We start from the raw sequence: 13,221 nt of genomic DNA, 5'->3' as shown, positions 1-13,221 counted from the left end.
TTCTCCGTTACCGGCGGGTTTCAATTCGCAATCACGCGCAATGCACAGAATTATGATGTGAATTGCTCCGCTTCTGCTTTATTCCACCCGCCGAGTAGAAAAATGGCGTCTCGCTACGTATTTTCCATCGCCCCCGGCGCCTCCTTTCTGGGCGCCTTCACGCGAGCGCTGCTGGATGGCGCGATCATCCCCGGCCTCTCGCGCGAGAGCGGGCCGCTGGCTCTGGCCGCCACCACGATCTATGTGCCGACGCAGCGCGCCGCGCGGGCGCTGGCGGCGCAATTCTCCACCGCGATCGAGGCGCCGGCGGCGCTGCTGCCGCGCATATTGCCGCTCGGCGATCTCGACGAGCAGGAGGCCTCGGCGCTGTTCCACGCCGATCTCGATTCCGGCGAGGCGGCGCTGGAGCTGGCGCTGGCGCCGGCGATCGAGGAACTCGACCGTCGGCTGATCCTCGCCGAGCTGGTGCTGCAATGGGCGCGCGCGCTGCGCCATGCGATCGTCTCCATCGACCCGACCGGCGCCGTCGAGCACGACCCGCGCGAAATGCTGCTGATCGCCCCCTCGCCCGCCAGCGCCTATGCGCTCTCGGGCGAGCTGGCGCGGCTGATCGACGAATTCGCGATCGAGAAACTGAGCGCCGGCGCGCTCGCCGGCCTCGCGGAGGAGGCCTACGACCGCTTCTTCGCGATCACCGCCAACTTCCTGAAAATCGCGCTCGAGGATTGGCCGAATATTCTCGGCGCCCGCGGCCTCATCGACCGCGCCGCGCGGCAGACGGCGCTGATCGAGGCGCAGATCGCCCATCTCGAGCGCGGCGGCGCGCGCGGCCCGGTGATCGCGCTCGGCTCCACCGGCGCGCATCCGGCGACGGCGCGCCTTTTGGCGGCGATCGCGCGAATGGAGCGCGGCGCCGTGATCCTGCCCGGCCTCGACGAGACGCTCGACGACGACGCCTGGCGCCGGGTCGGCGAGGACGGCGAGGGTGAAAGCGACGAGCCGAGCTTCACCCATCCGCAGACTTTGCTGAAACGTCTCCTTTCCACCCTCGGCGTCGCGCGCGAGGAGGTCCGCCCCCTCGGCTCCGCCCCGCCCGTGCTCCAGGCGCGCAGGCGGCTGCTGGCGGAGGCGCTGCGCCCCGCCGATTGCACCGATTATTGGCGCGATTTCCGCGCCGCCGAGGCGGCAGGTTTCGCGGATGCGCTCGCCGGCGTCTCCTTCATCGAGGCGACGGACGAGCGCGAGGAGGCGCTGGCCCTCGCCCTTTCCATGCGCGAGGCGCTGGAGACGCCGGGCCGCACGGCGGCGCTCATCACGCCCGACCGCGACATCGCCCGCCGCGTCTGCGCCGAGCTGGCGCGCTGGGGCGTGGAGGTCGACGATTCGGCCGGCCGACCGCTCGGCTCGACGCCGATCGGCGCGCTGGCCCGGCTCGTCGCCGCCACGGCGGAGGACGGCGCCTCGGCCATAGACGCCGCCGCTCTGCTCGCCCATCCGCTAACGCGCTTCGGCCTCTCGCACGCGGAGATCGAGCGCCTCGCTCCGCTGGTCGAGATCGCCGTGCTGCGCAATGTCGAGAGCGGCGGCAGCTTCGCCGCAATGACCGCGCCGGCGCGCCGGCTCGCCGAGGAGACGCACGCGCATCCGGCGCTGAAGCGCATTAGCGAAGAGGATTGGCGCGCGATCGAAGATCTGCTCGCCCGTCTCGACGACGCGCTTCTCCCCCTCGCCACGCTCACGCCCGAGGCGCGCCTCGGCGCGCGCGCGCGCGCCCATGCGCTGGCGCTGGAACGAATCGCCGGCGAGGAGCCCGCCGGCGAGGGCGTCGAGCAATTGCTGCAGCTCTTCGACGCGCTGGAGGCCTCGGACAGCGCGCTCGTCTTCGACGCCGGCGGCTACGCCTCCTTCTTCGATCGGCTCACCTTCGAGGCGAGCGCGCCCAGCCCGCGCCGCGCGCATCCGCGTCTCAAAATTCTCGGCCTGCTCGAAGCGCGCCTGCTCGACGCCGATCTCGCGCTGCTCGCCGGGCTCGACGAGACGATCTGGCCGCCGCAGGCCGAATCCGGCGCCTTTCTCAATCGCGCCATGCGCCGGCAATTGGGCCTCTCGCCGCCGGAGCGCCGCATCGGCCAGACGGCGCATGATTTCGCCATGGCCTTCGGCGCGGCGGAGGTGGTGGTGAGCCGCGCGAAAAAGCGCGATGGCGCGCCGACCGTGGTGTCGCGCCTCATCGCGCGATTGGCGGCGCTCTCGGGCGAGGCCTTCGACGCCTGCAAGGCGCGCGGCGATGAAAAATGCGCGCTCGCCGCCGCGCTGGATCGCCCGCAGGAGATTCGCGCCATCTCGCGCCCACTGCCGCGCCCGCCCGTGGAGCTGCGGCCGACGCGGCTCAGCGTCACGCGCGTCGAAAAGCTGCGCCGCGATCCCTACTCTGTCTTCGCCGAATATATTCTGCGGCTGCCGCCTCTGCCGCCGCTCGGAGCGCCCAAGGGCGCGCGCGAGATCGGCGTCGCCGTTCATGCCGCGCTGGCGAAATTCCAGGAGGCGCATCCCAAAGGCCCACTGCCGGACGATGCGCGCGCGCTGCTCGTCGATATTGCGCGCGCGGAGCTCGGCGAATTTCTGGACGATCCTTCCTTCCTCGCCTTCGATTGGCCGCGCATAGAGGCCGGCCTCGATCATGCGCTCGCCTTCGAGCGCGAGCGCCGCGAGCAGGCGCGCGAGATTTTCGTGGAGAAAGGCGCCGCTTGGCGGCTGACGCTCGCCGACGGCAGCGTCTTCACCCTCTCCTGCGTCGCCGATCGCATAGAGGTCGACGCGAGCGGCGAAGCTTTCGTCTTCGACTATAAGACCGGCAATCCGCCGACCGCATCACAAGTCGGCGCGGGCTTCTCGCCACAGCTCACATTGGAGGCGGCGATGATCGAGGCCGGCGCCTTCGAATCCATCGGCGCGCCGCGCGTTTCCGGCGCCGCCTATGTGCGGCTCGGCGGCAAGACCGGCGGCGAGACGCAATGGCTGAAATTCAAGGACAAGAGTTTCGCCGATGTCGTCGCCGAGCATCGCGCCAATCTCTTCGTGCTGCTGAATCAGTTTCGCGATTCCGACACGCCCTATCCGTCGCGGCCCTGGGTGGAATTCGCCTCGCGCTACAGCGATTACGACCATCTCGCGCGGGTGAAGGAATGGTCCCGCGACGGCGGTGGCGGGGAGGAGTGACGCTTCGCCGCGAAGTCACGAAGCGTTCACCATGTTCTTTGATGCTTCGGCAAGGAATCGGCCGCCGATTTTCGGCGCTCCCGATTCGGACGGGGTTTGTGCGCGTCTCGTGCCGCAATTCCACTTTCGGGACCGCGGGAAGTGGCCGACGATTCATAAATCGCTAAGCCTGTGATGGCGGTGACGCGCCGCGAAGATACGGCGTTTACGAAGCATTCACCATGATGATTGACGCTTCGGCAAGGAATCGACCGCCCATTTTCGGCGCCCCCGATTCGGACGGGGTTTGTCCACCTCTCGTGCCGCCGCTCTCACTTTGAAACGGCGGAAACGGCGCCGCATTCACTTTTCGCTGAGCCTATCGACGCGACATCCCGCTCCTTGTGCACGGCGGTGTGCGCGGCGGCGACGCCAGACACGGGGCGTCGCGCCGCCGCTTCCGAGGTCGCAAAATGACGCTTGCGCCGTCCCTTGGGTCATAGATTAGACCCTGAGGAACAGGAGGGCTCGTCTGGTGAGAGAGTCGAGACGCAAGGACATGTTGCTGACCGCGGCGGAATGCGCAGAACGCATCGGCGTCACGATTCGCGGCCTCAGAACCTATGAGCAACGCGGCCTGCTGACGCCGGCCCGTTCGGCGAAGGGCTGGAGGCTGTACGGGGAAAAGGAGATCGCCCGCCTTCACGAGGTGCTCGCTCTGAAGCGCTTCGGCCTCAGCCTCGCGCGCATCGCCGCGCTGCTCGAGGGGCGCGCGGCCGATCTCGACCGAACTCTGGGAATGCAGCAGTCGGCGCTCACCGAACAGCGCCAGCGCATCGACGAGAAGCTGGCGCTCGTCGGCGCCGCTCGAACGAAACTCTCCGCGGGCGGCACGCTCTCGCTCGACGAACTCATAACACTCGCAAAGGAGACGACCATGACGCAGACATCGCTCGACCTGATCGCGCAGCGCCGCTACGAGCAGGCGCGCCCACGCAAGATAACGCCCATAGATCCAGAACTCTACGATCGCTACGTCGGCGCCTATCGTTTCGACGCCCTCAGCGGCGGGATCACGATCACGCGCGTCCAGAACCGGCTCTTCAGTCAGGTGACCGGGCAGGCCGCCTATGAGATTTTTCCAGAGAGCGAGACCGAGTTCTTTCTGAAGGTCGTCCCGGCTCAGCTCGTCTTTTCCGTAGACCGCGACCAAACAGCGAATGCGCTGACGATCCATCAGAACGGCATCGAATTGGTCGCGAGGCGGGTCGACGAAACCGAGGCCGAGCGCGCAGAGGAGGAGCTCACGCGTAGAATCCACGATAATCGGCCGCAGCCGGACAGCGAAGAGGCGATCCGCCGAACGATCGATGAAACTCGGCGCGGAGAAATCGACTCCGCGCGCATGACGGAGCCGCTCGCCACATTGGCGCGTGAGCGAGCGGAAGCGATCGCGTCGGAACTCACGGCCAAAGGTGAGTTGAAGGACATTCGCTTCGTCGGCGTCGGCGTGGACGGCTGGGACGTCTATCGCGCGCAATTCGAAAAAAGCGAGACCGAATGGCGCATCGACCTCGCGCCCGACGGCAGGGTCAGGGGCCTTTTCTTCCGCACGCTGCCCTGAGAGGCGCTCGCAGCAGACCGCGCCGCCACGACGAGCGAACAGCGCGACGATGGCGGCGCGTAGAGGCAGCCTTGCTTCGGCGCCGAATGTCGAAACCGATCGTGGTTTTGCCCTGGAAGCGGGCCGCCGGCGGCGGCGGCGCGACGGTCGCCTCGACCATGGCGAGAGCCGCGCGGTCGAGCGCCTCGTCGCCGGCGGATTTGACGATTTTGCGCTCGATCATATGCGGCGCCCCTGCGTCATTCGCTCGCATGTCGGCAATCGGAGGGCGTTTCCGGCGCGATTGTTCGACGACGCATTTTTGCCGCCGGCGGCGCCGAGCCGAGCGCCGAGACACGGCGTTCACGACGCACTCACCACGCCGATTGACGCTTCGGCAAGGAATCGACGGCCCATTTTCGGCGCTCCCGATTCGGACGGGGTTTGTGCGCGTCTCGTGCTGCGGTTCCACTTTCGGGACGGCGGAAACGGGCGTGGGATTCACTTTCCGCTAAGCCTATCGACGCGGCTTCCGGCGCCTTGCGCATGGCGACGAAAGAACCTCGAAGACACGAAGCGTTCACCACGCTTTTTGACGTTTCGGCAAGGAATCGGCCGCCGATTTTCGGCGCCCCCGATTCGGACGGGCTTTGTCCACCTCTCGTGCCATTCTTCCCGCTTCGGGACGACGCGGCGCCGCCGAGGATTCACGTCTCGCTAAGCAAAAGATCGGGGCCGGGGGCGGCGACCGCCTTCGATAGCGGTCAAACTACATTTCTTGTATGGTTTCCCGAAACGGCCTTCGATCCTCATAAACGCCGGATCGACGCGCCGCATTCGGACATGGGCGAGGAATTTGAAATGGCTCTCGAAGGGTCGGATAAAAGCTACCGCAATCGCATCATCTTCGCGAGCCTCGTCGGCACGACGATCGAATTCTTCGACTTCTACATCTACGCCACCGCGGCCGTATCGGTGTTTCCGCTGCTGTTCTTCCCCGCCGGCGCAGGCAGCGCGGCGCTGCTCGCCTCCATGGCGACATTCGGCGTCGCCTTTGTCGCGCGGCCGATCGGCTCCGTCCTCTTCGGCCATTTCGGCGATCGCGTCGGGCGAAAAGCGACTCTCGTCGGCTCGCTGCTGCTGATGGGCCTCGCCACTTTCGCCATCGGCCTCTTGCCGACCTATCATCAGATCGGCCTGTTCGCGCCGGTCCTGCTCACCATTTTCCGCTTCAGCCAGGGCGTCGGCCTCGGCGGCGAATGGTCGGGCGCGGCCCTGCTCGCCACCGAGACCGCCGATAAGGGCAAACGCGCCTGGGCGGCGATGTGGCCGCAGCTCGGCGCGCCGTTCGGATTCATTCTCGCCAATGGATTCTTCCTGACGCTCACCATTCTCTTCGCCTTCGACTCCACGCGCGCGACGCCCGACGAGCATTTCCTCGCCTGGGGCTGGCGGCTGCCCTTTCTGCTCTCCATTCTGCTCGTCACGCTCGGCCTCTATGTGCGCTTGAAGCTGCATGAGACGCCGGTCTTCGCGCGCGCATTGGAGCGCGGCGAGAAATTGAAATCGCCGCTCGCCCATGTGTTTCGCAACAATGCGAAGGAGCTTTTGCTCGGCACATTCATCATGGTCGCGACCTATGGTCTCTTCTATCTGATGACGACGTGGATTCTCTCCTATGGCATAGGCAAGGTCGCGCTCGGCAATCTCGGCATAGGCTATCGCGATTTTCTCGTCTTGCAGCTCATATCCGTGCTGTTCTTCGCCGGCTTCATCCCCGTCTCTGGGCATCTCGCCGACAGGATCGGCCGCCGCAAGCTGCTGCTGATCGTGACGACCGGCATCGTGCTGTTCGGCCTCTCCTTCCGCTACTTCCTCTCCAAGGATCTCATCGGAACCGGCGAGAGCGCCAATCGCGGGCTCATTCTGGTTTTCCTCAGCATCGGCATGTCGCTGATGGGCCTCACCTTCGGGCCTATGTCGGCCATATTGCCGGAGCTTTTTCCCACCAACACGCGCTATACGGGCTCGGGCGTCTCCTATAATCTCGCCTCCATACTCGGCGCGGCGCTGACGCCCTTCGTGGCGACATGGATCGCGCAAAATTACGGAGCGGAATCGGTCGGCCTCTATCTCGCTGCGCTCGGCGCCTCGACGATCACAGCGCTGATCTTCACCAAGGAGACCAAGGCGACCGATCTCGACAGCATGATCGACGAGGTGGTGGCCGAGAACATAGAGAAGACATCGCCGTAGAGCGCTTTGCGATCGATCGAAATTCGCTCCAAAATGGAAACTGGATGAGCGACAGACGCCCCATCGCCAAGGACACGCGGGAGCGGCAACGCGCCGCCTCCGATCCCGCGCGATCGGCCTGGGTCGCGGCCCATGCGGGCTCGGGCAAGACGCATGTTCTCTCGCAGCGCGTGGTGCGTCTGCTGCTCGCCGGCGCGCCGCCCTCGCGCATTCTCTGCCTCACCTACACAAAGGCCGCGGCCGCCAATATGGCGGCGCGCATTTTCGATATTCTCGCCGGCTGGGCGCTGCTCGACGATGAGGCGCTGACCGCGGCCATTCTCGCCACCGGCGCGCCGCAGCCGTCGCGCGCGGAGCTGGTCTTCGCGCGGCGGCTGTTCGCGCGCACGGTGGAGACGCCCGGCGGGCTGAAGATTCAAACGATCCATGCTTTTTGCGAAAGGATTCTGCATCTCTTTCCCTTCGAGGCCAATGTCGCGGCGTCCTTCCGCGTGCTCGACGATCTCGAGCGCGCCGAGCTTTTGGAGCGCGCGCGACGGCAGACGCTCGCCCGCGCCGTGCTGGACGAAGGCGAATTGCGCGCGGCGCTGGAGACGGTGTCGCGGCTCTGCTCGGGCGGCGGCTTCGACGAGCTGATCGCGGAATTGCTCGGCCATCGCGCGGCGCATCGCAATCTGTCGTCGGGCGATTATGCGGAATTGCTGCGCGAGCGGCTGGGGCTGCGCGAGGGCGAGACGCTCGAGGCGGTGGAGCGGGAGATTATCGAGGGCGGAATAGCGCCGCGCGATTGGCCGGGGATCGCGCAGGCGCTGCGCGGCGGCGGGGCGAATGATGGGAAGCTCGCGACGCAATTGACGATCGCCGCGGGGCTCATAGGCCCCCTCCCCGGCCCTCCCCCGCATCGCAAACCGGGTGTTCCCGGTTTGCGCATAGATGACCGAAGTCGGCAACAGCCGACTTCGGGTGGGAGAGGGGGCGCTAGCGAGCAGCGCACCGCTTGTGTGGAAGAGTATCTCGCAATCTTCTTCAAGAAAGACGGCGAGCCGCGCGGACTCGGCAAGCAGAAGATCATTTCTTCCGCGCTTCAAAAACAGCAGCCGGCGTTGCTGGCGCGGCTCGAGGAAGAGCGCGATCGTCTCGTCGCGCTGGTGGAAAAACGCAAGGCGGCGGCGGCGCAGGGTCGCTCCATGGCGCTGGCGCGGATCGGCGACGCCATTCTCTCCGCCTATGAGCGGATGAAGAGCAATCGCGGCCTCTTCGATTTCGACGATCTCATCGAGCGCACGCGCCGGCTGTTTCAAAGCTCCAGCCCGTCCTGGGTGCTCTACAAGCTCGACTCGCGCATCGATCATATTCTCGTCGACGAGGCGCAGGACACGAGCGCGGCGCAATGGGACATATTGGCCGCGCTCGCCGATGAATTCTGCGCCGGCGCCGGCGCCACGCGGCGCATCCGCACCTTCTTCGCCGTGGGCGACGAGAAGCAGTCGATCTTCTCCTTTCAAGGCGCCGCGCCGGAGAAATTCGACGCCATGCGCCGCGATTTCGCGCGCCGCTTTCGCGACGCCGAGCTCGGCTTCGAGACTGTGCGGCTGACGCGCTCCTTCCGCTCCTCGCCGCAAGTGCTCGGCGCGGTGGATATCGTCTTCTCCGTCGAGGAAAATCGGCGCGGCCTCGCGGCAGACCGCGACGAGCCCGCGCCATTGCACGAAGCCTGGAAGAGCGACGTGCCCGGCCTCGTCGAAATATGGGAGCCGGAAGCGTCCCAGGGCGCGGAGACGCCGCAGGATTGGCGGCTGCCGCTGGATTATGTGAACGAGGCCGGCCCGCCGGCGCGGCTCGCGCGCAAGATCGCACGCAAGGTGAAGGCGCTGCTCGCGCCGCAAAATGGCGAATGCGTCGAGGACAAAGGCGCGATGCGTCCCGTGCGGCCCGGCGATGTGATGATATTGGTGCGCAAGCGCGACGCTTTTTTCGAGGGCGTCATTCGCGCGCTGAAGGCGGAGGCCATTGCCGTCGCCGGCGCCGATCGGCTCGATCTCTCCGGCCACATTGCGGTGATGGATCTCGTCGCGCTCGGCCGCGTCGCGCTGCTGCGCGAGGATGATCTCACTTTGGCGACATTGCTGAAATCGCCGCTCCTCGGCTTCACCGACGATGATCTCATCGCCCTCGCGCCCAAACGCGAAGGCGCGCTCATCGATGCGCTCGCCGCCTCGCCGGAGCCGGCGCATAAAGAGGCCGCCACGCGCGTCGAAGCTTGGGCGCGCGAGGCGCGCGCACGCGCGCCATTCGATTTCTACAGCTATATTCTCAGCGCCGGCGGCGGACGCGAGAAGCTGGTCGGGCGGCTCGGCCAGGAGGCCAATGACGCGATCGACGAATTTTTGCGCCTCGCGCTCTCCTTCGAGCGCGAGCAGGCGCAGGGCCTCGCCGGATTTTTGGCGGGCGTCGAGAGCTTGCAGCTCTCCGTCAAGCGCGACATGGAGGCGGCCGGCGACGCCGTGCGCGTGATGACCGTGCATGCCTCCAAGGGGCTGGAGGCGAAGATCGTCTTTTTGCCGGATACTTGCGGCGGCCCCTCCGGCCGGCACGATCCCAAGATCTTCCGGCTCGGCGAGGAGGATGGCGCGACGCTGGTCTGGTCCAGCAATATGGCCGCCGATCCGCCCGCCGTGGCCAGCGCGCGCGAGGCGCTGCGCGAGGCGGCGCGGGAGGAGCATCGCAGATTGCTCTATGTGGCGCTGACGCGCGCCGAGGAACGGCTCTATGTCGGCGGCTTCCATGGGCCGGCGGGCCGCGGCGCCGGCTGCTGGTACGACGCGATCCGCAACGCGCTCGAGCCCGCCTGCGACAGCGCGCCGGACCCGCTCGACGAGACGAAAGAGATTTTGCGTTTCGGCGATGCGGCGCATGGCGCGGCGACGATGGGCGAGGCGCGCGAAGCCGCGGCGATCACCGTCCCGCTTTATGCGCGCGCGCCGGCGCCGGAGGAGCGCGCGCCGGCCCCGCCCTTGCGGCCGGCCACCGCGCTGGCGGCAGCCGATCCTTTCGCCGGCGAGGAGACTTCCGCCGCGCCGACGCGAAGCGACCGCGAAAGGCTGCTCGTCGGACGCCTCACCCATGCGCTGCTGCAACGCCTGCCGGACACGCCGGCGGAGCGGCGCGTCGAGGCGGCTCTGCGCTTTCTGGAGCTGCGCGGCGCCCCGCTCGACGCAGCAGAGCGCGAGCGGCTCGTTTCCGCCGTGCTCGCGGTGATCGGCCACGCCTCGCTCGCGCCTTTGTTCGGGCCGGGCTCGGCGCCGGAGGTGGAGATCGTGGCGAGGCTCGACAGCCCGCGCGGCGAGATCGCCATTTGCGGCCGCATCGACCGACTCGCCGAGACGGAAACAGACGTCATCGTCGCCGATTTCAAGACCGGCGCGCCGCGTCATCCGGCGACGCCCGCGCAATTGCGCCAGCTCGCCGTCTATCGCGCCGCGGCGCTGCGGCTCTATCCGCACAAAAATGTGCGCTGCGCGCTGATCTTCACGCAGAGCGCGACGATAGAGGAGCCGGAGCCCGAGGCGCTGGACGCCGCGCTGGAGGAGATTTTGCGGGAGGTGTGAGCCACGGGAAACGCCGGACGCGCTTTCGCCGCGATTTCCGTCTAGTTTTCGTCATTATCCTCGACGCGCGAATTTTGATCCTCGACGCGCGAATTTTGGGACGTCGGATCATGCAGATCGATCGCGGGGACCGTATCGCCCCGCCGCCTTCGCCGGAGAGGAGCCGCATCTGGATCGGCGCCGTCGTCGCGGTCGCGGCCGCGCTCGGGCTCGCTATCGTCATCGCGCCCGAGCTCGGCGATTTTCTGCGCCGCGAGGCCTATATGGCGGCGAGCGCCATCGGCGCGCCGACCCCGGCCGACGAATATGCCCCCGTCTATGACCGGCTGGAGATGGAGCCGCTGCGGGCCGGCCTCGTCGCCTCGCCCAAAATCTCCGCCCCGCTCGCCAAGCTGCTGCGCGAGCCCTGCGACAAGCGCGCCATCGCCGCTTTGGCCGAGGCGCTGACTGTCGAGGCGGAGGAGCGCGTCGCCGCCCGCGCCTATCGTGGCTTTGCCGACGCTTGTCCCGACAGCGCGATTGAGAAGGGCCGCGCGAGCGAGCTGTTTTTGCGCATCGGCGACGCCGACAGCGCCTTGAAGATCGCCGATGCGCTGATCTCCGAGCAGCCGATTTTTCCGGATTTTCACTATCTGCGCGCGCGGGCGCTTTTTGCCGCCAAGCGCTATGACGCGGCGATCGGCGAATTCAAGACGACGATCGAGCTGTTCCACGATCGCGCCAAGGTCAATGAGAAGCTGTTCATCGATCTCGCCAACGCCTATGTCGCGGTCGGCAAGCCCTGCGACGCGGCTTTCACCCTCTTTTCCTGGATCGCGCTCGACCCGCCTCGGCGCGGCACCTCTGGAGCGCGCAAGCGCGTCGAGGAATATGGCGCGCTCGGCTGCCGCAATCTCCCCGCCTTCGACGAGCCGAAGAAATTGTGAGGGATTTCGGACGCAGGAACGATCGAAACGACATTTCCTTCATGCCGAGGAGCGGCCGAAGGCCGCGTCTCGAAGCACGAGGGAAATTTCATGCGCGGCCCTTCTGGAGCTCCCCCTCGCGCTTCGAGACGGCCGCTTCGCGACCTCCTTGTAAACAATGTTTGCTGCTCAGCATGAGGGGAGGGTTGCTGCTTCCTCTGGAAATTAAGCTCGCGTTTCGTGGCGCGGAAAGCGCTCACAGCTTGGAGACGACGACGAGGCGCTTGACCTCGCCGCGCTCGAAGGCGCGCAGGAAGGCGGCGTAGTTCCTGAACGAGATGCAGCCGTTGGAGTCGCCGCGCGGGCCGAGCATATAAGTATGCGCCAGCAGGCCGGCGCGGCCGAAGATCGCGCCCTCGCCGCCGACCGGCGTCAGCCTTATCGCGCGCACGCCATGGAACAGGCTCTCGCGGAAGGTGAGATCATAAGTATGCGGCGGCGTCGCGCCATGCATGCGCACATGCACGAAGCGCGGATCGTCGAATTTGTCGCCGAGGCCCGAATGCGCCTCGAGACGCGTGCCGTCCGGCAGATAGACCGTATGCGCGCTGATGTCGTAGACGGCCGTCTGATTGTCATAGGCCGAAGTCGGATTGCGCGTCAGGGAGCGCAGGCCGTCGAACAGCCCCGTCTCCGGCGCCGCATAGGCCAGCGCCCTGCCGGTCGGCTGCAGCGGGCCGAAGACCTTCTCGAAGAAGGAGCGGCTGTCCTCCCCCTGCGCCGGCGCGGAGGCCGACTTGCGCGCGCCGCGGACCGCCGGGCCGAGAGGCGCCGAGACGAGAGGGCCATGGACGCGCAGGCCGAATTCGGACGGACGCGGCGGCGGCAGCGGCGCGCTGTCGTCCTCCTCCTCGGCGAGTTGCGGCCCGGCGGCCGACGGCTCCAGCCCCGCGTCCTTGCGGACCGGCGGCGTGGGCGCGACGAGGGGCGCGGCGAGGAGCGCGGGTTGCGGCGTCTCCAGCGAGGCGACAACGGTTCTGGGCGCGGCATGAGCGCGCAGATCGCCGACCAGAACGCCGAAGGGAATGGAGAAAGACTCGTGAGACGTCGAGGCTGTCGCGGCCGTCGAAGCCGTGGTCTCGGCCGGAGAGTCGATCTCGAGCGCGGCGTTGGCGATCGGCCGCGGCGGCTGCACGGCGCCCTCGGGGGCGCGCATCGCCAGCCCCGCCAGCCCCCCCACAGTGAGGGCGCCGGCGAGGAAGAGAGTCGTGGTCAGAATACGGCGAGAGATTTCACGGCGCGGCAAGGAATTGAGCAAGTATCGTTCACCGGGACTCTTTCTCATCCACCCCCACTTTCGGAAGGACTTCCGTTACTCACACTGTCGAAGCGCTTCTCTCGAAGCCATTCGACTACGCCACACGCGCCCGGAACGAGGTTTGATCTGACCGACCCCGAGCATTTTTTAGAAACTGAAGTTACAATTTGGCGGTTTTTTGTCCGCTCTACGTAGCTTCAGCGCGAGTATTCGCAAGCTCTACGCACCGAGCCTCCGCGCTCGACGCGAGGGCGATCGGCGTGAGCTGTGCCGAGCTCGGAAGCAAATTACGCCCCAATATAGTAAAGATTTTCGTAAATCCTTCGCATAAGC

Annotated in this window: 7 protein-coding genes; 5 read left to right on the top strand and 2 right to left on the bottom strand. The window is 66.8% G+C overall.

Translation table 11 applies throughout. The annotated features are described in order from the left end of the window. Positions 1–102 precede the first annotated feature (102 nt). On the top strand, positions 103–3,219 hold the full coding sequence (gene addB / locus AC6IY7_RS10315) for a double-strand break repair protein AddB (protein WP_497778868.1): 3,117 nt from the start codon (positions 103–105) through the stop codon (positions 3,217–3,219). A 514-nt stretch (positions 3,220–3,733) separates the two neighbouring features. Continuing rightward, positions 3,734–4,822 carry a MerR family transcriptional regulator gene (locus AC6IY7_RS10310; protein ID WP_497778867.1) on the top strand — a complete coding sequence of 363 codons (1,089 nt, stop codon included), beginning with the start codon at positions 3,734–3,736 and terminating at the stop codon, positions 4,820–4,822. Here the strand turns inward: AC6IY7_RS10310 and AC6IY7_RS10305 are convergent. Further along, complete coding sequence (locus AC6IY7_RS10305; protein WP_497778866.1) at positions 4,791–5,045, bottom strand: TonB family protein; 255 nt, start codon at positions 5,043–5,045, stop codon at positions 4,791–4,793. The genes AC6IY7_RS10310 and AC6IY7_RS10305 overlap by 32 nt on opposite strands. Before the next feature lie 617 nt (positions 5,046–5,662). Here AC6IY7_RS10305 and AC6IY7_RS10300 point away from each other — a divergent pair. The 3 genes from AC6IY7_RS10300 (at position 5,663) to AC6IY7_RS10290 (ending at position 11,591) form a co-directional block, all read left to right on the top strand. After that, complete coding sequence (locus AC6IY7_RS10300) at positions 5,663–7,057, top strand: MFS transporter (protein ID WP_497778865.1); 1,395 nt, start codon at positions 5,663–5,665, stop codon at positions 7,055–7,057. A gap of 44 nt (positions 7,058–7,101) precedes the next feature. Then, positions 7,102–10,665, top strand: coding sequence for a double-strand break repair helicase AddA (addA, locus tag AC6IY7_RS10295; RefSeq protein WP_497778864.1), 3,564 nt, complete (start codon positions 7,102–7,104; stop codon positions 10,663–10,665). Between the two features lie 110 nt (positions 10,666–10,775). Next, positions 10,776–11,591: a tetratricopeptide repeat protein gene (locus AC6IY7_RS10290; RefSeq protein WP_497778863.1), complete on the top strand. Its 816-nt coding sequence runs from the start codon at positions 10,776–10,778 to the stop codon at positions 11,589–11,591. A 235-nt stretch (positions 11,592–11,826) separates the two neighbouring features. Here AC6IY7_RS10290 and AC6IY7_RS10285 read toward each other — a convergent pair whose 3' ends face one another. Continuing rightward, positions 11,827–12,888, bottom strand: a complete 1,062-nt coding sequence (locus tag AC6IY7_RS10285; RefSeq protein ID WP_497778862.1) for a DUF2778 domain-containing protein — start codon at positions 12,886–12,888, stop codon at positions 11,827–11,829. Between the last annotated feature and the right edge of the window lie 333 nt (positions 12,889–13,221).

The organism is Methylosinus sp. is20ea (genome assembly GCF_059718135.1).
The sequence above is the reverse complement of the archived record's forward strand: the minus strand, read 5'-3'. Positions and strand labels throughout refer to the sequence as shown.

Coding starts and splice junctions, on each gene's coding strand:
- addB (WP_497778868.1), top strand. CDS start 103: ATGGCGTCTCGCTACGTATTTTCCATCGCCCCCGGCGCCTCCTTTCTG.
- AC6IY7_RS10300 (WP_497778865.1), top strand. CDS start 5,663: ATGGCTCTCGAAGGGTCGGATAAAAGCTACCGCAATCGCATCATCTTC.
- AC6IY7_RS10290 (WP_497778863.1), top strand. CDS start 10,776: ATGCAGATCGATCGCGGGGACCGTATCGCCCCGCCGCCTTCGCCGGAG.
- addA (WP_497778864.1), top strand. CDS start 7,102: ATGAGCGACAGACGCCCCATCGCCAAGGACACGCGGGAGCGGCAACGC.
- AC6IY7_RS10305 (WP_497778866.1), bottom strand. CDS start 5,045: ATGATCGAGCGCAAAATCGTCAAATCCGCCGGCGACGAGGCGCTCGAC.